Origin of the sequence: Nitrosomonas europaea (assembly GCF_900167395.1) — a bacterium.
Taxonomy (GTDB): domain Bacteria; phylum Pseudomonadota; class Gammaproteobacteria; order Burkholderiales; family Nitrosomonadaceae; genus Nitrosomonas; species Nitrosomonas europaea.
On record NZ_FUWK01000027.1, the window covers coordinates 20,465 to 40,491 of the forward strand.

18 protein-coding genes are annotated in these 20,027 nt (G+C 51.1%); 9 read left to right on the forward strand and 9 right to left on the reverse strand.

What is annotated here, in order from left to right:
• Positions 1 to 9 precede the first annotated feature (9 nt).
• Positions 10 to 888: a 23S rRNA pseudouridine(2605) synthase RluB gene (rluB, locus tag B5D58_RS09175; RefSeq protein WP_011111070.1), complete on the forward strand. Its 879-nt coding sequence runs from the start codon at positions 10 to 12 to the stop codon at positions 886 to 888.
• Here rluB and prmB read toward each other — a convergent pair.
• A complete protein-coding gene (prmB, locus tag B5D58_RS09180) occupies positions 863 to 1,801 on the reverse strand; it encodes a 50S ribosomal protein L3 N(5)-glutamine methyltransferase (protein ID WP_011111071.1) in 939 nt (312 codons plus the stop codon). The two genes, rluB and prmB, sit on opposite strands and share 26 nt — an antisense overlap.
• Positions 1,802 to 1,847: 46 nt before the next feature.
• Here prmB and tadA point away from each other — a divergent pair, with 46 nt between their 5' ends.
• The 3 genes from tadA (at position 1,848) to B5D58_RS09195 (ending at position 4,508) form a co-directional block, all read left to right on the forward strand.
• Positions 1,848 to 2,351, forward strand: coding sequence for a tRNA adenosine(34) deaminase TadA (gene tadA / locus B5D58_RS09185; protein WP_011111072.1), 504 nt, complete (start codon positions 1,848 to 1,850; stop codon positions 2,349 to 2,351).
• A complete protein-coding gene (locus B5D58_RS09190; RefSeq protein WP_041356425.1) occupies positions 2,348 to 2,830 on the forward strand; it encodes a L,D-transpeptidase in 483 nt (160 codons plus the stop codon). The genes tadA and B5D58_RS09190 overlap by 4 nt, the downstream gene beginning before the upstream one ends.
• Before the next feature lie 67 nt (positions 2,831 to 2,897).
• Positions 2,898 to 4,508 carry an NAD-dependent malic enzyme gene (locus tag B5D58_RS09195; RefSeq protein WP_041357003.1) on the forward strand — a complete coding sequence of 537 codons (1,611 nt, stop codon included), beginning with the start codon at positions 2,898 to 2,900 and terminating at the stop codon, positions 4,506 to 4,508.
• Between the two features lie 44 nt (positions 4,509 to 4,552).
• On the opposite strand, the gene serB is transcribed toward B5D58_RS09195, so the two are convergent.
• The gene (serB, locus tag B5D58_RS09200) at positions 4,553 to 5,383 is read right to left on the reverse strand and encodes a phosphoserine phosphatase SerB (protein ID WP_011111074.1); all 831 of its coding nucleotides are present in this window, start codon (positions 5,381 to 5,383) and stop codon (positions 4,553 to 4,555) included.
• Positions 5,384 to 5,469: 86 nt separating this feature from the next.
• The gene (locus B5D58_RS09205; protein WP_011111075.1) at positions 5,470 to 6,945 is read right to left on the reverse strand and encodes a GGDEF domain-containing protein; all 1,476 of its coding nucleotides are present in this window, start codon (positions 6,943 to 6,945) and stop codon (positions 5,470 to 5,472) included.
• A 290-nt stretch (positions 6,946 to 7,235) separates the two neighbouring features.
• Between B5D58_RS09205 and B5D58_RS09210 the strand changes: the two genes are divergently transcribed.
• The 5 genes from B5D58_RS09210 to hemE all read left to right on the forward strand — a co-directional run bounded on the left by B5D58_RS09210 (position 7,236) and on the right by hemE (position 13,700).
• Positions 7,236 to 8,729, forward strand: coding sequence for a leucyl aminopeptidase (locus B5D58_RS09210; RefSeq protein WP_011111076.1), 1,494 nt, complete (start codon positions 7,236 to 7,238; stop codon positions 8,727 to 8,729).
• A 25-nt stretch (positions 8,730 to 8,754) separates the two neighbouring features.
• The gene (locus B5D58_RS09215; protein ID WP_041356427.1) at positions 8,755 to 9,183 is read left to right on the forward strand and encodes a DNA polymerase III subunit chi; all 429 of its coding nucleotides are present in this window, start codon (positions 8,755 to 8,757) and stop codon (positions 9,181 to 9,183) included.
• A gap of 72 nt (positions 9,184 to 9,255) precedes the next feature.
• A complete protein-coding gene (locus B5D58_RS09220; RefSeq protein WP_011111078.1) occupies positions 9,256 to 9,666 on the forward strand; it encodes a hypothetical protein in 411 nt (136 codons plus the stop codon).
• Positions 9,667 to 9,802: 136 nt separating this feature from the next.
• Positions 9,803 to 12,559 (forward strand): valine--tRNA ligase, encoded by a 2,757-nt coding sequence (locus B5D58_RS09225; protein WP_011111079.1) that lies wholly within the window; start codon positions 9,803 to 9,805, stop codon positions 12,557 to 12,559.
• A 73-nt stretch (positions 12,560 to 12,632) separates the two neighbouring features.
• Complete coding sequence (gene hemE, locus B5D58_RS09230; protein WP_011111080.1) at positions 12,633 to 13,700, forward strand: uroporphyrinogen decarboxylase; 1,068 nt, start codon at positions 12,633 to 12,635, stop codon at positions 13,698 to 13,700.
• A gap of 152 nt (positions 13,701 to 13,852) precedes the next feature.
• Here the strand turns inward: hemE and B5D58_RS09235 are convergent, their stop codons facing one another.
• The 6 genes from B5D58_RS09235 to B5D58_RS09265 form a co-directional block, all read right to left on the reverse strand.
• Complete coding sequence (locus tag B5D58_RS09235; RefSeq protein ID WP_011111081.1) at positions 13,853 to 14,338, reverse strand: VOC family protein; 486 nt, start codon at positions 14,336 to 14,338, stop codon at positions 13,853 to 13,855.
• A 145-nt stretch (positions 14,339 to 14,483) separates the two neighbouring features.
• Positions 14,484 to 15,197, reverse strand: coding sequence for a DNA-3-methyladenine glycosylase I (locus B5D58_RS09240; protein WP_011111082.1), 714 nt, complete (start codon positions 15,195 to 15,197; stop codon positions 14,484 to 14,486).
• A gap of 160 nt (positions 15,198 to 15,357) precedes the next feature.
• Positions 15,358 to 16,635: an ammonium transporter gene (locus B5D58_RS09245; RefSeq protein WP_011111083.1), complete on the reverse strand. Its 1,278-nt coding sequence runs from the start codon at positions 16,633 to 16,635 to the stop codon at positions 15,358 to 15,360.
• Between the two features lie 671 nt (positions 16,636 to 17,306).
• Positions 17,307 to 18,122 carry a glutamate racemase gene (murI, locus tag B5D58_RS09250; RefSeq protein ID WP_011111084.1) on the reverse strand — a complete coding sequence of 272 codons (816 nt, stop codon included), beginning with the start codon at positions 18,120 to 18,122 and terminating at the stop codon, positions 17,307 to 17,309.
• 118 nt (positions 18,123 to 18,240) lie between these two features.
• Positions 18,241 to 19,161 carry an integron integrase gene (locus B5D58_RS09255; RefSeq protein WP_041356430.1) on the reverse strand — a complete coding sequence of 307 codons (921 nt, stop codon included), beginning with the start codon at positions 19,159 to 19,161 and terminating at the stop codon, positions 18,241 to 18,243.
• A 568-nt stretch (positions 19,162 to 19,729) separates the two neighbouring features.
• Positions 19,730 to 20,027 (reverse strand): integrase core domain-containing protein (locus B5D58_RS09265; protein ID WP_143779563.1); only part of this gene is annotated, 298 nt, incomplete at its 5' end.

The following is a 20,027-nucleotide window of genomic DNA, read 5'->3' on the forward strand; positions in this document are numbered from 1 at the left end:
TTTATCGTCATGTCGGCTGATCGGCTGAAGAACCAGAAACCCCGGCGCATACGCAAAGCATCTCCCGCCTCGAAACAATCCGGTGCTGCGCCTGCTGCTATTGAAACCAGCAGATTGCAAAAGCTGCTGGCACGTAACGGACTGGGTTCACGTCGGGAAATCGAAGACATGATCGCTGCCGGGCGCGTGAGTATCAATGGAGTGACGGCCAAACCCGGTGATCGTGCCGGACCTGGTGACATGATACGGATAGACGGAAAAATTATCCGGTTCAGGCTCGCCGCGCTTTTACCACGAGTCATCATTTATCATAAGCCGGAAGGCGAGATCGTCAGTGTGCGTGACCCGCAGGGACGGCCATCGGTATTTGACAAACTGCCGCACATACGATCTTCAAAATGGATAGCGATAGGCAGGCTGGATTTCAATACCAGCGGGCTGCTGATTTTTACGACGGATGGTACCCTGGCCAATCACCTGATGCATCCGCGTTACCAGATGGAGCGGGAGTACGCAGTACGTATCGTTGGCGAACTGACCCCGGAACAGATTACTCGCCTCACTACCGGTATCGAACTGGAAGATGGTCTGGCAAAATTCGATCAGTTGCTCGATGAAGGCGGAACGGGAACGAATCACTGGTATCGCATCATGCTGAAAGAAGGCAGAAACCGTGAAGTACGTCGGATGTTCGAAGCACTGGGATTGACGGTCAGCCGCCTGATTCGTGTCAGGTTTGGTCCTGTCAATCTGCCACCCCGACTCAAGCGCGGTATGTGGATTGAGCTGATGGATATAGAAGTGGAGCAGTTATTGAAGCTGGTCAGTCAGCCGGGTGCCGGAATTCCGGATAAACCTCCTTCTATGCAGGCAGGTCGCCGCTCCTGACCATGAGAACGAACTGATCTCCGGAACTGGTCTCCAGCCAGGTACAGGGCAGTTGGGGAAATGCCCGTTCGACTTCGGCCTGATTATGGCCGATTTCCATGATCAGCAGCCCGTCTTCGGTTAAATGATGAGCAGCTTCTTTGAAAATCCGGCGAATGATATCCAGTCCGTCCGATCCACCAGCAAGCGCAACAGAGGGTTCGTGATGGTACTCTTCAGGTAGCATGGCCATGGATGCAGCATTGACGTAGGGGGGATTGCTGATGATCAGATCGTATCGCTTGCCTTGCAGCTCTGCAAAAAGATCCGATTGGATCAGGCCGACCCGGTTTATCAGATCATAATTTCTGACATTGATGGATGCAACATCCAGCGCATCGGAGGAAATATCCACTGCGTCGATTTGTGCTTGCTCGAAGGCATGTGCCAATAAAATGGCGAGGCAGCCGGAGCCGGTACACAGATCGAGTGCGGTGCCGATGTCGTACGGATCCATCACCCAGGGAGCGAGGTGGTCTTGCAGCAGTTCGGCAATGAATGAACGCGGTATGAGGACACGTTCGTCGACGTAGAAATTGAAATCGCCCAGCCAGGCTTCATGCGCCAGATAGGCCACCGGGATTTTTTCATTCACGCGCCGTTCAATGATGCGAAGAATCTGATCACGTTCGTTGCGGGTCAGCGTAGCATCCATAAACGGCTCCAGTTGATCGGCACTCAGATGCAGTGTATGCAGGATCAGATAAGCGGCTTCATCATAGGCGGTCGGCAGACCATGTCCCAGGAAAAGATCGGAGCGGTTGAAATAACTTACTGTGAATCGCAGCAGATCGCGCAAGGTGCGCAATTCCTCTGCGGCCTGGCGGATGGGGGTATCACCAGGAGTATCGTTTGGTTGTCTGGTAGGGTTCATGGTTCGATCCGAGGTTATCTGCAGGCAATTTAGCATAAAAGAACTGATGAAAATACAGGGAGTTCGAGTCCCGGTTCAAACGGAAGATGAGTATTTCATGCGCCAGGCGCTCGATCTTGCTCGTGTGGCAGGTGCTGCGGGAGAAGTGCCGGTCGGTGCGGTAATGGTCAGAGAGAGCCGAATCGTAGGCTGTGGGCACAACTGCCCGGTTACGACAGTAGACCCGACAGCGCATGCTGAAATCAGAGCGCTGCGTGATGCTGCCAGTAGGGTGGGGAATTACCGCCTGCCGGGGTGTACATTGTATGTCACACTCGAACCCTGCGTGATGTGCATCGGAGCGATGTTTCATGCCAGAATCACGCGGCTGGTTTACGCTGCGAATGACCCCAAGACTGGTGTATGTGGCAGCCTGCTCGATCTGCCTGCCGATACCCGGCTCAATCATCATCTGATGGTGAGCCAGGGAGTACTGGCCGATGAAGCAGGCACTTTGCTGAAACAGTTTTTCATCGCAAAGCGTGGCATCAAAGAGCGGAATACATCATGAAAATCATCGTCAATATTTTACTGCAACAAATGACTCTGCTGGATGCTGCAGGACAGATTGTCAGGCGCTATTCGGTTTCTTCCGCAAAAAATGGTACAGGGCAAGAGCGTGGCAGTTACTGCACGCCGTTGGGTAAACATATCGTCCGTGCCAAAATCGGGCAGGGCGCACCGGTCAATACCGTATTTGTCCGGCGGCGTCCCACTGGAGAGATTTATACACCTGAACTGGCCGCCCGCAACCTGAATCGTGACTGGATTCTGACACGTATCTTATGGCTTTCAGGATGTGAACCGGGGTTCAATCGCCTGGGGCCGGTCGATACCATGCGGCGTTATATCTATATTCACGGCAGCCCCGATAGTGCCGAGATGGGCAAACCCGGATCGATCGGCTGCATACGGATGCATAACCATGATCTGCTCGATCTGTTTGAACGGGTGTCAGCCGGTACTCCGGTTGAAATCGAGGCCGGATGAAGTCTGGAGAGAAGCAGGTAACCGGAAGAGCAATATTGACATCAATAGCCTGGCGGGGGAATACAAAATGAAGCCGTTGCGAGGTAAAGCATTACTGAATGATCCTGTACAAAATAAATCCACTGCTTTCACCCGGGAGGAACGCGAACGCTATGGTTTGCAGGGATTGCTGCCATATAGTGTGACGGATATCGGGAAACAGCAGCAGCGGGTACTGGCCAATCTGCGCAGTAAGAACAGCAATATCGAGAAGTACGGATATTTGAACGACCTGCTCGAACGGAACCAGCGGCTGTTTTATCGCACGCTGATCGACTATATTGGTGAAATCATGCCCCTGGTCTATACGCCCACCGTAGGTGAAGCTTGCATGAAGTTCACACAGATTTTCAGAAAACCGCAGGGGTTTTACATTACTCCGGAAGATCGGGGAAAAATCCTGCCTTTGTTTGAGAACTGGCCGGAGAATGATGTGCGGATCATCGTCGTCACCGATGGAGAGCGCATCCTCGGGCTTGGAGATCTGGGCGCAAACGGTATGGGAATACCGATCGGGAAAATGGCTTTGTATGTGGCTTGCGCCGGCATTCGTCCCGAGTACTGTATGCCGGTCATGCTGGATGTGGGTACCAGTAATCAGATACTGCGGGAAGATCCACTGTATCTGGGTTACCCGCGTCCGCGGCTGACTGGTCAGGATTATCTGTCACTGGTGGAGGAATTCGTGGCGGCCGTACAGAATAAATTTCCGCAGGCATTGATCCAGTTCGAGGATTTCAGCAGTCAGAATGCATTCAGATTGCTGGATCGTTATGCCGGGTCGGTTCGATGTTTCAATGACGATATTCAGGGAACGGCTGCGGTTACGCTGGCGGGTATTTATGCTTCCTGCCGGATTACGCACAAACCATTTGTTGATCTGAAAATCATGCTGCTGGGAACGGGTTCGGCCGCAACCGGTGTCGCTGAACTGTTGTTGTCAGCATTCATGATGGCTGGATTGAGTGAAGCTGAAGCTCGTTCCAGAATCAGTTTCGTGGACAGGCAGGGCCTGGTGGTGACTGTTCGGGAAGAGATCAAGCCGCGTGTCCGATCCTTTGCCAGTGAACATGCCGCAATGGATTTCGTGGGTGCAATTACCGCTATCCGGCCGGACGTACTGATCGGTGCAACGGGAACTGCAGGCGCATTCGATGAGATCGCGATTCGTCAAATGGCACGATGTCAGGAACATCCGGTGATCATCGCACTTTCCAATCCAACCTCACATACGGAATGTACTGCTGACCAGGCGTACCGGTGGAGTGATGGACGCGCTGTTTTTGCAAGTGGCAGTCCATTTGCTCCGGTCACGCTGGATGGACGAACCCGTTACCCGGCGCAGGGAAATAATGTGTATATCTACCCTGGAATCGGGCTGGGGATGGTGGCCAGCCATGCACGTCTGGTCGTTGAGCATATGTTTCTGGCCACGGCCGAAGAACTGGCGAATTGTGTGTTACCTGAAGAAATCGAACGTGGATCGATTTATCCGGAGATTGCCCGGGTACGCGATGTTTCACAAAAGATCGCCGTCAAGGTTTGTCAGGTGGCCCGTCAGGAGGGACTGGCCGGCGTGGATCTACCTGATGACCTGGAAACGTATGTGTACACCCTGATGTATGAGCCTGGTTATTGAAACCGTCCGCCCCGGATCACAGCCGCAACAGGGGGACGATCAGATTATTCGAACAGATTGACGATACCGTCGAGTCCGACATGGTTGAGGGAAAAAGTCGCTTTTTCCCTCAATATGGGTTTTGCATGGAAGGCGATACCGACGCCTGATTCCTCCAGCATCTTCAGATCGTTGGCACCATCCCCGACAGCAATGACCTGCTCTTTACTCAGTCCGAGTTCATCCCGTATCCGTTTCAGGATTTCTCCTTTGCCGGATGCGCCGATGATATTACCCAGCACGCGCCCGGTCAGCTTGCCATCCTGCACTTCGAAAGTATTGGCAAATGCATAATCCAGATTGAGGCGGTCTTTGACCCGATCGGTGAAAAAGGTGTAGCCGCCCGAAATCACCATGGTTTTGATACCTGCAGACTGCATACGCTGGAGCATTTTCTCAGCACCGCGGTTCAGTCGGACACGTTCATCATAAACTTTCTGCAGCGCCTCTTGTGGAAGCCCTTCGAGCAGGGCGGTGCGGCGGGTGAGGCTTTCAGCGAAGCTGATTTCCCCGCGCATGGTGCTTTGAGTAATGGCAGAAACTTGCGGTTTGACATTGTGCATGTCAGCAATTTCATCAATGGATTCGATGGCGAGCAATGTCGAATCCATATCCATGGCGATCAGACCGAAATCAGTCAGTTTCTTGCCTGATGGGACGAAGGCATGATCCAGACTGGCTTCTTCGCAGTATTCCGTTATATCCGGATGGGGTTGAGCATCCAGCAGTCGGAAGGCTTCTCCGGTGATACGATCGATCCGGCTGGCTTCCGCAAGTTTGGCAATGGCACGTAAATCGTTATTCTGAACGTCGTTTCCTTGAATGATGAGGTTCATGAGAATTATTTTATTTTAAGTAAGTGACGGAGCAGGCACTATACATGGAATGTTGTGCCGTATAAATGCTGTGCGGACAGGTGTGATCAGCTTTTCAAAAGTGATGTAAGCGACGGGTTCCATTCAGCGATCCGGTTGCGGCCGGCATGTTTGGCGGCATACAACGCCCGATCTGCAGCTTCCAGCATTTCTCTGTGAGTCGAGAACGATTTTTCCTTGTCCATGTTGACGGCCAGGCCGATGGAAGTCGTGATGCGAATGGTATTCACCTCGTTTGGCTTGTAGGCAATGGCTGCAATACTTTCCATTATCCTGGTAAGGGTGTGACGCGCAGCCGAAAGTGTAGTACCTGGCAGAATCAGGGCAAACTCATCGCCACCATACCGGCAAAGAATATCTGTTTGGCGGATCTGCTCGGTAATGGCTCTGGCAATCGTAACCAGTACGCCATCCCCTGCAACATGTCCGTAAGTATCGTTAAAGGTCTTGTAATTGTCGATATCGATCATTGCCAGAGAAAGCGGTGATCCCTGCTGAATCGAAAGCTGAAATTCATTCTGGAATGTTTCGTCGAAGAAAGCCCGGTTGTGTGCGCCTGTCAAACCATCATGCCGGATTTTATCTCCAAGTTCGCGAACCTTGATGGTGGCGTGCACTATCAGTAATTCCCTGGCTTCGGTAACGATGCTGCTGAGATGAGCCGGGTTCAGAATGGTGATTTCGAACAGATCCTCTACATGCTGCAACTCATTCTGCATGGCCTCGAGAACTTCTATCAATGCATGTTCGTCGAGGCCGAGATAAGCTTCTGCTATGCGGGTTACTTCACCAATTTTCTCTTTTCTGTCCTGTGAAAGAAAATAATCCGTAACGTATCCGGAGGTGGCGACACATTCGTTGATCCCGGCATTGGGTTTTCCTGGTGCGGTATGGCTGTAGCGGCAGGCAGCAGGTACATAACCGGGAAACTTCCAGTATTCGAGCAATGCGGCACCCAGTTCATCATGCCCTACGCCGAATGTTTCGCGTTCAGCCGCAAGGAGGGCATTATGATTGTCTGCAAGTGAAAAAACTGAAGGATAGTCTTCGGGCAGAAGTGCATGGAAAGCGAGAATCCCGATATCCTGCAGTAATCCCGCGAGGAACAGATCATCCAGCATCCTGCTCATTCCCAGGCGTTCACCCAGAGCGCGACTGGCCAGTGCCGAGGTGATCGAACGACGCCAGAAGATGTTGCTGCCGGCCATACCCAGTTTTTTCCCGGATTGTTTTACCAGAGAATCAGCCAGCGAGAAGGACAATGCTATCGTAGTCACACCGTATGTTCCCAGAATACCGGTCGCCTGACTGATGTTGCTGACTGGATACCTGGATTTATACAGTGGAGAGTTGGCGGTTTTGATAATTTTGGCGGCAAGTGCAGGATCAAGCGAGATATAATGGTTTATCTGCGTAAGACTGGTGTCTGCATTACCTGCCAGATCAATGATTTTCAGCACAATAGAAGGCAAACTGGGCAGGTTTGTACAAAACCGCAATTGTTCGAGTAAGTTTTCTTTCATACATCCTTCTCAGGTGGTGAACAGATAGCGTGCTTATTCATTCTGGATTTCCGAGAACAGTCATTCTACCCGATATAATTCCATGAAAACACTGGAGAAGGGCTATTAATCAAACTCATTTGTGTTGAATGTCGTGAACTATTAATTAAACCTATTTGTGTCGAATGTCGCAAGCAGGATTCCGGAATATGGCAGGAAGTTCAGTTTTTGATTTGGAAGCAGAAGTATGGCCATAGTCCGATCGGTAGCCATTATCAAAAATAAACAAATAAAACAGGAGTAATAAAACCGTGGACTTCGCAATCAGATCCGATAATCCGGAAAAATACCGTGGCGACTGTATTGTCGTCGGGGTGTTCGAATCTCGTAAACTGACTGAAGCAGCCAGAGTGCTGGATGAAGCTGGCAAAGGCCATCTTGGCAGGATCGTGGATCAGGGGGATATGGATGGCAGGGCAAACACGACACTGTTATTGCACGGTATTTCCGGCATCGACAGTAAGCGTGTATTACTGATCGGGCTGGGTAAAGAAGAGGAATTCGGGGAAAAAGTATTTCTGGATGTTGTTCGTACAACATTCAAAGCGCTGCAGCCGACTGGCGCGAAGGATGTCGGCTTGTATCTGACCGAACTTACCGTAAAAGGAAGAGATGTTGCCTGGAACGTGTTGCAGACGGTGATCCTGGCCGAAGAAAGTGCATATCGCTTCGATCGTCTCAAGAGCAAGCCCGAGGGGCGCCAGCCCTCCCTGGCCAAGGTAGATATTGGCATCACCGACACATCCACAGCAGCAGCGGTAGAAACGGCATTGCAGCAGGGGCTGGCCATTGCACACGGCATGAAAGTGACCAAGGATCTGGGCAATCTTGCTCCCAATATCTGCACACCTTCCTATCTGGCCGGACAGGCTGAAGAAATGGCCAGAACGTTCAATCTCAAATTCTCCGTACTGGAAGAAAAAGACATGGAAGAACTGGGCATGGGTGCATTACTGGCCGTAGCACGTGGTAGCCACCAGCCGGCCAAGCTGATTGTGTTGGAATATCATGGTGGAAAAGATTCGGAAAAACCGGTTGCCCTGGTCGGCAAAGGTGTAACGTTCGATGCGGGTGGTATTTCACTGAAACCGGCTGCCGAAATGGACGAAATGAAATACGATATGGGTGGCGCTGCAAGTGTATTCGGTACGCTGACAGCCGTTGCAGAGCTGAAGTTGCCGATCAATGTGATCGGTGTTATCCCGACCACTGAAAATCTGCCAGGAGGTAATGCGACCAAACCGGGTGATGTCGTTACCAGCCTTTCCGGTCAGACGATCGAAATACTCAATACCGATGCGGAAGGACGGTTGATTTTATGTGATGCTCTGGCTTACACGGAACGTTACGATCCGGAAGTCGTGGTGGACATCGCAACGCTTACCGGTGCTTGTGTGGTTGCTCTGGGCCATGTGGTATCCGGAGTGATGGGTAACGATGAGCCGCTCGTACAGGAGCTGCTTCAGGCAGGTGAGCAAACTTATGATCGTGCCTGGCATCTGCCGCTGTTCGATGAATACCAGGAACAGCTCAAGAGTAATTTTGCCGACACTGCCAATATTGGCAGCCGCTGGGGAGGTGCTATCACCGCTGCGTGTTTCCTGTCACGGTTTACCAAGAAATTTCGCTGGGCACACTTGGATATTGCCGGTACAGCCTGGAAATCCGGCAAGGAAAAAGGGGCCACCGGGCGTCCGGTTCCATTGCTGACGCAGTTCCTGATCAGCCGTGCAAACAAACATTAAGGAACATTAACTTCTCAAAGCTGATGTGACACAGATTGATTTTTACACTGGGGCAGCAGACAGATTGCTGATAGCCTGTCGCCTGTGTGCAAAAGCGGTGCAGCAGGGGTTGAAAACCGTCGTCTATGTTCCGGATGAGCGTCTGGCAGGCCAGTTTGATAAGTTACTCTGGACGTTTACACCCACCGGCTTCGTGCCGCATTGCCGGGTGGATAACAAGCTGGCAGATGTGACGCCCGTAATAATGAACAGTCGGCCCGTATTGATGGAAGCCGGCTGTTTTGGTGTATTACTCAATCTGGATGCGGATGTTCCGCCAGGATTTGAACAGTTTCCACGCGTGGTGGAAATTGTTGATGAAGCAGAGGATGGTAAACTGCAGGCGCGCAAACGTTACCGGCACTACCAGGAACAGGGACACGATGTTCGCCATCACCGGCTCGATGGAAATTGATGGGTTTTCTGGCGATATAAGAATGGTTCATATCTCGGATTTTGCATTTTTTATCCGTCGAGGAGCAATCTGGTGACTGACGATCAGCCTGATCTTTCTGCAGAACCGGAAGAAGATGAACTTCTGCTGGGTAAAGTGGATTCGATGTTGCACCGGCATCGGCGCGAACAGTCTTCCCTCATGCAATCGTCGGAACAGACTGTTGCAAAGCTGGATGATCCTGGGGAAATGCTGCCTGCCGAAGTCGGACCTGTTGAAGTACCTCAGAATGATGAGAGTGTATCGTCCGAGGTCGACGGGATTCCCGTTCTGACTGAGCAGGTGACGCTCGTGCTGGACGAATGGCCCTCCCAGTCAGAAATCTCCGAGCTGCTGTATTTTGCCTTTGATGCAGCATTGAGAGAAACCTCCATCCATCTTGATCCTGCTGAGCGGCTTACCCTGATACAAGCATTGGGAAAACGGCTACCCAAGAATCTTTAAGCCATTCATTCTGCCTTCATTGGTTATAATGACCGGTTTTATTCTACCGGTTCGCCTTAGGAAATTCTGAGAGACAACTGCCTTCTACATCTTGTCTGGCGCTTTTTTTCAGCATTTCCTCAATTACCTGATCATCATGGAACTTGCAAAAAGCTTTGATCCAAAAGAGATAGAAACCCGCTGGTATTCGACTTGGGAGACGGCCGGCTATTTCAGCCCAACCGACCATAAGGGAGCAGATCCCTACTGCATCATGCTGCCGCCGCCCAATGTTACCGGTACGCTGCATATGGGACATGCCTTCCAGCATACCCTGATGGATGCACTCATTCGTTATCACCGCATGCTGGGTGACAACACATTATGGCAACCGGGTACCGATCATGCTGGAATTGCCACACAAATCGTGGTTGAACGGCAATTGGATCAGGAAGGCAAGGATCGCCGTCAGATGGGGCGTGAAGCTTTCCTTGAGCGAGTCTGGCAATGGAAGGAGGAATCAGGTTCCACGATCACCCGTCAGATGCGCCGTATGGGGGCTTCCTGTGACTGGTCGCGCGAACGTTTCACCATGGATGAAACACTCTCCCGCGCGGTGACCGAGGTATTCGTGCGCCTTTACCGGGAAGGGCTGATCTATCGCGGCAAGCGGCTGGTCAACTGGGATCCGGTACTGCAGACAGCAGTCTCGGATCTGGAAGTGGTTTCGGTTGAAGAACAGGGTTCACTCTGGCATATCCTTTATCCTTTCGAACAACTGGAAGGAGGCAGTGAGCATCAGGGGCTAGTCGTTGCCACTACACGCCCGGAAACCATGCTGGGGGATATGGCGGTTGCAGTTCATCCGGAAGATGAACGTTATCGTCACCTGATCGGACGTCATTTGCGTTTGCCACTGTCCGAACGCACGATCCCGATCATTGCAGACAGTTATGTTGATCCTGCTTTTGGTACCGGTTGCGTCAAAATTACCCCGGCACATGATTTCAACGACTATCAGGTCGGATTGCGGCACAAATTGATCCCGCTCAATGTTTTTACACTGGATGGCAAGATCAATGACAATGCTCCAGCAGAGTTTCAGGGGTTGGATCGTTTCGATGCCAGAAAGAAAGTGATTGCCGATCTTCAGGCACAGGGACTGCTGGTTGAAACCCGTCCGCATAAACTGATGGTTCCGCGTGGAGATCGCACCAATACCGTCATTGAACCGATGTTGACCGACCAGTGGTATCTGGCGATGGAAGGTCTGGCCAAGCAGGGTCTGGCGGTAGTTGCAAGCGGCAAGGTCAGGTTCGTGCCGGAGAACTGGACACATGTCTACAATCAGTGGCTGGAAAACATCCAGGACTGGTGTATTTCGCGCCAGCTGTGGTGGGGGCACAGGATACCGGCCTGGTACGATGAAGATGGCAACGTAACCGTTGCGCATGATCTGGAAGAAGCCAGAAAACTGTCCGGTAAAGAAATCCTCCGACAGGATGACGATGTGCTCGATACCTGGTTTTCTTCAGCGTTATGGCCTTTTTCGACATTGGGCTGGCCGGAGCAGACACCCGAGCTCAAGACTTTTCTGCCCGGATCAGTGCTGGTGACAGGATTCGACATCATCTTCTTCTGGGTGGCGCGTATGGTGATGATGTCCCTGCATTTCACCGGTGAGGTACCTTTCCGAGAGGTATACATTACCGGCCTGATCCGTGATGCGGAAGGCCAGAAAATGAGCAAATCCAAGGGTAATGTGCTCGATCCGCTCGATCTGATCGATGGTGTTTCGCTGACAGAGCTGATCAGAAAACGTACCACCGGCCTGATGAATCCCAAACAGGCAGAATCCATCGAAAAAACTACCCGCAAGCAGTTTCCGCAAGGGATTCCCGCATTCGGGACCGATGCGCTGCGCTTTACATTTGCCAGCTTGGCTTCACATGGGCGTGACATCAAGTTTGATCTGCAGCGTTGTGAAGGATATCGTAATTTCTGCAACAAACTGTGGAACGCTACCCGCTTCGTGCTGATGAACTGTGAGGGCAAAGACACCGGTCTGGATGAAACCTTGCCGCTGAATTTCTCACAAGCGGATAAATGGATCGTTGGCCGTTTGCAGCAGGCTGAGCAGGGTGTGGTGCAGGCTTTTGATGAATACCGTTTTGACCTTGCCGCGCGCGAGATGTACGAATTCGTCTGGGATGAATACTGCGACTGGTATGTAGAACTGGCGAAAGTGCAGTTGAGCAGCGCGGATGAAGCGCATCAGCGTGCCACCCGTCGTACACTGGTGCGTGTACTGGAAGCAGCACTGCGGCTGGCACATCCGATCATTCCATTCATTACCGAGGAACTCTGGCAGGCGGTTGCACCCCTTGCAGGTAAAACCGGTACCAGCATCATGCACCAACCTTATCCGCAAGCGGATCCGGCACGTATGGATGAGCATGCTGCAGCCAATGTTCAACTGCTCAAGGAAATCGTCAACGCCTGCCGTACGCTGCGCGGGGAAATGAAACTATCACCAGCAGAGCGAGTGCCACTGCTGATAGAAGGTGATCCTTCCCGGCTGGCAGATTTTTCACCTTATCTGCTGGCACTGGCCAAATTGTCTGAAGTAACTATCCTGCCGGACAGATTGCCGGATACCGATGCACCGGTTGCCATTACAGGTGAATTCAGGCTGATGTTGAAAATCGAGGTGGATGTCGCTGCCGAGCGTGAACGTCTCAATAAGGAAATGCAACGACTGACGCTTGAAATTGGCAAAGCCAGAACGAAACTGGATAATCCCGATTTTCTTCAGCGTGCGCCAGAAAAGGTAGTGCTGCAGGAAAAAGAACGGCTGGCCACGTTCAGTGCCACTCTGGAGAAACTCGATCAGCAACTGCATAAACTGGGTTGAGGCTACCCATGTAGCGAGATCGCTATGACTTCTGTTCCACTGCTTAATCATTTCCGGGAATTTAAATAGCACTATGACCAAATTAGAAAACGATACCTTCATCCGTGCCCTGCTGCGACAGCCTGTGGACTATACCCCTGTCTGGATGATGCGCCAGGCTGGCCGTTATCTGCCGGAATACAACCAGACCCGTGCGCGGGCAGGCAGTTTTCTGTCACTTTGCAAGAATCCTGACTTTGCCACGGAAGTAACATTACAACCCCTGGCCAGATTTTCACTCGATGCTGCGATTCTGTTCTCCGATATTCTGACGATCCCGGATGCAATGGGATTGGGATTATATTTTGCAGATGGGGAAGGGCCGCGTTTCGAGCGCCCGTTACGCGAAGAACGGGAAATCCGTTCGTTGATCGTACCTGATCCCGATACTCATTTGCGCTATGTGACGGATGCTGTCAGGCAGATCCGCACAGCGCTGAATAATCGGGTTCCACTGATCGGATTCTCAGGCAGTCCATTCACATTGGCATGCTATATGGTGGAAGGAGCGGGCAGTAGTGAGTTCAGGCAAATCAAGACCATGTTGTATGCGCGCCCCGATCTGCTGCACCATATTCTGGGTGTGACGGCACAAGCAGTCACTGCCTATCTGAATGCCCAGATCGAAGCGGGTGCACAGGCTGTGATGATTTTCGACAGTTGGGGCGGAGCGTTGTCTCACGCTGCTTATCAGGAGTTTTCCTTACGCTACATGAACCAGATTCTGGATGGCTTGAAGCGCGAACATAATGGTGATCGTATTCCGAATATTCTGTTTACCAAGGGTGGCGGATTATGGTTGGAATCCATCATGGCCAGCGGTTGTGATGCAATCGGGCTGGATTGGACGATCGATATTGGCGAAGCCCGCCGTCGTACCCAGGATAAAGTCGCTTTGCAGGGGAATCTGGATCCGGCCGTACTGTTTTCCTCACCGGAAGTGATTGCTGCTGAAGCCGGGAAGATACTGGCAAGTTACGGTCACGGCCATGGCCACGTATTTAACCTCGGGCATGGCATTTCACAGTTCACCCCGCCTGAGAATGCGCTGGCATTGATTGAAGCAGTCCATGCGCAAAGTGTGCGTTATCACACTGATTGATAAAAATTATCAGATTGGCTGATGATATGTCTGTATCAAACGGGTTGTCAGAAGCTGATGGCCCGTTAACTGCCGAAGCGCTCTTCCGGAGAAGCAGCCCGGAACGTTAAGCTGTTTGTCGGATGTGCACGTCTGAGCAGACTGTCCGTATTTCAACCGCGAAGTGCTGCTTCGATTGTGGCGATATCGATTTTTCTCATCTGCATCATTGCATCGAACGCACGTTTGGCAGCAGCGGGATCGGGATGGGTGATTGCATTTATCAGGACGATTGGCGTTATCTGCCAGCTTAGCCCCCACTTGTCCTTACACCAGCCACATTCACTTTCCTGACCGCCATTGCCGATGATCGCATTCCAATAGCGATCTGTTTCGGCTTGGTCAGTGGTTGCGACCTGAAACGAAAATGCCTCGTTGTGCGTGAAAACTGGTCCGCCATTGAGCCCGATGCATGGGATGCCCATCACAGTAAATTCGACGGTCAGCACATTCCCCTGCTTCCCTGATGGGAAATCTCCCGGTGCGCGATGTACTGCACCGACGAATGAATCGGGAAAGGTATCGGCGTAAAACCGTGCTGCATCTTCGGCGCAGTCGTCGTACCAAAGGCAAACCGTATTTTTTGCTGGTATTGTCATGTTATTCCTCCATTGAGATCAAGAATTGTGTCATTCCGGCTGGGATTCACTGTATCCCGTATTGACGCTTTAATGCCTGAATCAAGCTATGTCACGAAGCGGCATCAGCTTGAATGAAGCTGGCTGTCAGGCCTTGAATTTCTCACTAAAACCGCGGATTAATACTCAACGACAGCATGGCCGATAGCTGACACAACGGTCTTCCTGAATCTTGCTGCAATTCATTGAAAGCATCCTGGATGATTTGCCTATCGCGCTGACCGGTGGGTTCATGGTCAATAATGCCTGCAGCGATCAGGCGTGCAGTCACGTCGCTGGTCAATAAAAAAGTATCCTTTCCGGCCAAACGTAAAAATCCGGCAGACGAGCGCCCGCCCAGACGAGCACCACGTTTGGCCAGTAAACGCCATAAGCCGATAATGTCAGCACTCGGCCAGTCAGCAATAAACTCGCCAAAACTGCAACCCTGTTCCTGGCGAATATCCAGAATAAACTGGGCATTTCTGGGGATGGTTTGCAGTTTGGTGTAATGACGGATGATGCTGCTGTTTTTCATATAGCCTTCGATCTGTTCCGGGCTGAGCATTACCATTGTTTCAGGTACAAAGCCCCAGAAGGCTTCTTCAAAAGCAGGCCACTTGGCATTGACTACCGAGTGTTGCATGCCGGCCTGAAATACCCGCTGGCTCATGGCAGAAAGATAACGGTCATCACCTTTCTGTTTTAACGTTGCAGGGGTGAGCGCTTTGGGCAGGAAAGCTTCCATCGCTTCATCCGATTCAAAACGCTTGCGTACTGTATCGTAAAGCCAGCGGTAGTTAAGGATCATGCTTGTCTTTGTCTCATTTTGTTTCAGCATCAAATATCTTGTGGAATAAGCCCAACTGCAGCGGTTTCCACGTGATGTCAGGTGATAAAGCGTATTTGGAAATTCTAAAAGAAGGGGGGCCGGACATGAACATTAATCTTTTTGATTCGTGGCCCGCCCCCGACTGCCAAAAACTCATGGACAACAAGCTCTATCCTTCTGACTTGGCACTCAATACAGCAGCATCAATACGATTTTTCAGTCCCTGTATTTCAGTTTTTGCCTCTAATACCAGCCTTTCAGCTTTATGCTCATCTTCAGGTCCTGCAAGATGGATAAACTCGTGACTGTCCTCATAAGCTTGTTTCGTTGTACCGGTTAGTTTGATCAGTGCTCCAGCAATCACACCGCCAATCAAAGCCAGCGCAAGTGTGATACCGATACCCGTCAATTGAGCCACGGCAATACCTGGCACTATCAGGATCGCACTAAATCCGCCCAATAATCCTGGTAATCCATGCAGATTGTGTACCCCGCAGGTATCTATCGTCTTGGCTTTGGATTCCAGCATGGGCTGAATAAATACGAAACCCACGACAGAAATAGCACCACCCAGCAAACCAATCACAAAAGCACCTACTGGTCCGACGATGTTACAGACTGACCCGATCGCTACCCCCCCAGCAAGTGCTGCATTGGCCATGTCTACTATGGATGCTTTTCCTTTGTGAAACAATGCGCTCAGGAAATAGGTGGCGAGTGTGGCGCCGCATAAAGCAAGCAGTGTGTTGACTATGGTTTGGGGCATCTGTTCGAATGGTACGATTGCAGTCGCAAAGCTCGGCCAGAAAAGCCACAGTACCATTGATCCCAGCATTGAAAAGCGATCCGAAGTCGCATCCGATTCGATCGGCTGAGCCCGCTGCGCCGCAGTAGTCAGAGCGATGGAGACTCCCAAACCAAAATATGCACCAAAAGCATGGATAGCGATCGATCCGGCAGAATCCTGGAATCCTTCAGTCAACCCTGAAGCATTATCCAGCACCAGCCACTCATTCAGCAGATAAACCGGCACGATAAACAATGCCAGTAACGCGTATTGAAAAACCCGTAAACGCCCGAGTACTGCTCCCATGGCAATCAGCCCCGTAGCCACGGCAAATTCCGCATAGATTACTGCATCAACGGAGTGGGGCGTCAATGCGTGCCCGAAAATCCCGTTTGCGCGTAAAAGAATATAGAGTGGAAGTCCGGTGGCTACGACCAGATAGGTACCGGTAGTTGCGCTAAACCCGTACCTTCGTACGAAAACCATTAAAAAACCGAAACCGACCAGCAGCATGGCCAGAATGTTTATGGAGTAATTATATTGCGCTACCAGACGCGCTTCGTTGATCTCTGCAGGAGCAACTGCGCTCGCCCAACTGCTGAAACACAACAGAAACAGAGCGATTGAACTGAACGCAGTGAAACATAGGTGTTTACTCATTTGTTGACTCCCTATATCTTAAATTGAAGTTATCCGGGTTACCCCGCGTATGTGCCTGCCGGATTCTGGTTGATACAGCTATGGTGCTAAGATCAACCTCATTTGATCAGTTCATTAAACAGGAATATTTTCCGCATAAATAAGCGAAAACCTGATTCTGATTTCTATTGTTATTTACCAGGTCCGACGAAGCTTGGGCGCTCATAAATAAATGATTGTCTGGCTGTTCTGTCAGAGGCTGCCTAATTCCATATCTATTTCACTGCGGTCAGGAATTAACATTTCACCTTCCATTTACAACTCTTATACGATATTTATTCAGTCGCTCCGGCAGTGTGAACCTTAATAGCCATGAATTCAATATGGTTAATAAAGAATATTGAGAATTAATCCATCCGGAACGGTTTGTTTCCCCTATCAAGAAGTGATGGGGAGTGGGATTTTGTGACGTACTGGGGTTTTGGCTGGTCAGGTGGGTGATCTGCTCAATGACTTGAGCCAGTGTGTGGCCATCGTAAAGGTTATCGGACAGGCTGCGCATGCCAACCACCACCTTCCTTGTGAGTGGTGAATGGTGGCTATTCGTGACTTTGACACTGATGCGACGGCTGGCGGGTTTTTCTCTGCCAGTTGGCAATAAACTTGCCAAAGCTACTATTGTTAGGACCGGGTCAGGCGATACTTGCAAGGCCCAGACCATTAGCCGCCAACACCTCGATACGGCGTCCGAGTAATTTGGACATGATGTCACCGACAGCAGACGGTGAGGCGGCTGTAGTATAGAACGCTTCGGCAGCTTGGGCTTGGTTCACCGAAATCATCTTGCTGGACGAGAGGCGGTGCGCGAGTTGTCGGGCCACGGCTTCCGAAGGTTCAATGATGGTAACTTGCGGACCTGCCAGATTTTGAATCTGATCCGCCAGGAAGGTGAAGTGGGTGCAGCCCAGCACAACAACATCATTGGCCAGTGAGACCGCTGGAGCGAGATACTGCCTGAGCATTTCCTTTACTTCTTCCCCATCGATATTTCCTGCTTCGACCTGATCTGCGAGTCCGGGACATGGCTGAAGCATGATTTGAACATGGGTCCCATAGCGAACGCAAAGTTGTGCAACAGCTTCGCTTTCCGCGGTTCTTCGCGTTGTGAGGACAACGATCCGGCCATTTCGACTGATTGCTGCGGCAGGTTTGATAGCGGGCTCGATACCGATGATAGGCAGGGAATACTTAGCTCTGAGTGCGGTTACGGTAGTCACCGTTGCGGTATTGCACGCGACTACGAGTGCTTTCGCTCCATTATTGACCAGAGCATCCGCAATTTCAGTGACGCGGCGGATGATGTAGGCAGATTCACGACTACCGTATGGCGCAAACCCAGAATCTGCAACATAGACAAATGCCTGGTGCGGGAGCAGCTTACGAGCGGCACGGTAGACAGCCAGTCCACCAACTCCTGAATCGAAAATTCCTACAAAGCCTGACTGCATGATGAAGATGTAATAAATTAATCTGATCAGGTCTTAGCCTGAATCAAGCTGTGCCCGCTTGCGGGCATCAGCTGGATGAATCGTCAGGTGATATGTGGTCTAGCTGGCAGTACTGATTTTACATATCCAGTGGGCTTCTGACACCCCGCCCGCCTTTATTGAGAACATGGGTATAAATCATCGTTGTATGGACATCCTTATGACCGAGCAGCTCCTGGATAGTGCGGATATCGTAGCCTGAATCGAGTAAATGGGTCGCAAACGAATGGCGTAAGGTATGCGGAGTGGCCAACTTGGTGATGCCACTGGCCTGCACTGCTTTTTTCATCGCCCGCTGCAATAGTTTCTCGTCGATATGATGCCGCCGCTCGGTACCGCTGCGCGGATCGATCGAAAAACTTCCAGAAGAGAAAATATATTGCCACACCCAGTCTGTTGCCGCATTGGGATATTTTCGTTCCAACGCATCCGGCAAATACACCGATGCCTTACCTAATCGGCTATCATCATCGAACAAAGTCCGGCGATGAAGCAAATGTGCTTGTAAAGGACCCGCCAACGACTCCGGCAGCATCGTGACGCGATCTTTTGATCCTTTACCATCGCGAATCAAAATCTCTCCACGTTCAAAATCCACATCCTTCACCCTGAGGCGCACACATTCCATCAAACGCATCCCCGTGCCGTATAGCAGATTCGCCATCAAACCATAGGTTCCACTCATCCTGACCAAGATAGCCTGTACTTCGGTACGTGTCAGAACAGTGGGCAACCGCTGAGGTTGCTTGGCGCGCACGATCTCATTCAGCCAAGGTAAATCAATTGACAGTATCTCCTTATACAAAAACAGTAAAGCCGACAATGCCTGATTTTGAGTTGAGGCCGATACCTTACCGGCTACTGCCAAATGCGTTAAAAACGCCTCTATTTCTGCTGAGCCCATTTCTTGCGGATGGCGTTTACCGTGGAACAGAATAAAACGCTTTATCCATTGCACATATTGTGTTTCGGTACGGAGGCTATAGTGCCTGGTACGAATACGGTCGCGGACTTGATCGAATTCGGGGAACGGTGCACAGCGCTGCCTATCCCTTCATTCGACCGAACATCGCTTTGCGGCTATGTCCACTCAACAATCTTCGATACACTGCGTGTATCTCAATTATTTCGGGGTGTCGCACAATTCGCGACCCGTTAGATGACATGTTTAAGTTCCTGCGCAAGCTTCTCGGTCGTTCGGGTAGGTTTCCGGCCGAGACTGATCCAGGATTGGATCCGGAGATGTTCATTTACGTGATGATCCCTGGCGATATTCAACCTCTCATGAGGGGTGAACAGTTCGAGGACCCATTGACTGAGGTGTTGGAGGTAGTTGGCGTCGGTAATCTCTGGTGGGGGCTCTCAGCTTGGCAAGCCATATCCTGACGGTTGTCCTCGCGTAGAGTTCTGCGGGATCGACATTGACGTTACAGATCGTGACCGAGCATTAGGTGTTATCCGGCAGAAGCTCGTTGAGCTGAATACTCCGATCGGTACGGAGGTTCACTACACCGTGGGTAACTCAATGCTGCTAGTGAACCGTCCCGACAATCGAGGAGGCTATTTGGTTAAAGTAAAATATCCATCAATGTCTTATTATCCTGGGTTTGTCGGTAGTTTTCTTCAGCCTGAGCTGGAGGAATATACCCGATAGATCCAAGCAGGCGTTGATGGTTATACCAGGCAACCCATTCCAAAGTTGCCAGCTCCACAGCAGCCCTGGTTTTCCAGGGAGCTCTCCTGTGTATCAGTTCAGCCTTGTACAGGCCATTGATCGTTTCAGCCAGCGCATTATCGTAACTGTCACCGCGACTGCCGACAGACGGTTCAATACCGGCTTGTGCCAGACGTTCGGTATAACGGATC

What these genes read in the sequence shown, in the direction of transcription:
- rluB (WP_011111070.1), top strand. Translation starts at nt 10, where the DNA reads ATGTCGGCTGATCGGCTGAAGAACCAGAAACCCCGGCGCATACGCAAA.
- prmB (WP_011111071.1), bottom strand. Translation starts at nt 1,801, where the DNA reads ATGAACCCTACCAGACAACCAAACGATACTCCTGGTGATACCCCCATC.
- tadA (WP_011111072.1), top strand. Translation starts at nt 1,848, where the DNA reads ATGAAAATACAGGGAGTTCGAGTCCCGGTTCAAACGGAAGATGAGTAT.
- B5D58_RS09190 (WP_041356425.1), top strand. Translation starts at nt 2,348, where the DNA reads ATGAAAATCATCGTCAATATTTTACTGCAACAAATGACTCTGCTGGAT.
- B5D58_RS09195 (WP_041357003.1), top strand. Translation starts at nt 2,898, where the DNA reads ATGAAGCCGTTGCGAGGTAAAGCATTACTGAATGATCCTGTACAAAAT.
- serB (WP_011111074.1), bottom strand. Translation starts at nt 5,383, where the DNA reads ATGAACCTCATCATTCAAGGAAACGACGTTCAGAATAACGATTTACGT.
- B5D58_RS09205 (WP_011111075.1), bottom strand. Translation starts at nt 6,945, where the DNA reads ATGAAAGAAAACTTACTCGAACAATTGCGGTTTTGTACAAACCTGCCC.
- B5D58_RS09225 (WP_011111079.1), top strand. Translation starts at nt 9,803, where the DNA reads ATGGAACTTGCAAAAAGCTTTGATCCAAAAGAGATAGAAACCCGCTGG.
- hemE (WP_011111080.1), top strand. Translation starts at nt 12,633, where the DNA reads ATGACCAAATTAGAAAACGATACCTTCATCCGTGCCCTGCTGCGACAG.
- B5D58_RS09235 (WP_011111081.1), bottom strand. Translation starts at nt 14,338, where the DNA reads ATGACAATACCAGCAAAAAATACGGTTTGCCTTTGGTACGACGACTGC.
- B5D58_RS09240 (WP_011111082.1), bottom strand. Translation starts at nt 15,197, where the DNA reads ATGCTGAAACAAAATGAGACAAAGACAAGCATGATCCTTAACTACCGC.
- B5D58_RS09245 (WP_011111083.1), bottom strand. Translation starts at nt 16,635, where the DNA reads ATGAGTAAACACCTATGTTTCACTGCGTTCAGTTCAATCGCTCTGTTT.
- murI (WP_011111084.1), bottom strand. Translation starts at nt 18,122, where the DNA reads ATGCAGTCAGGCTTTGTAGGAATTTTCGATTCAGGAGTTGGTGGACTG.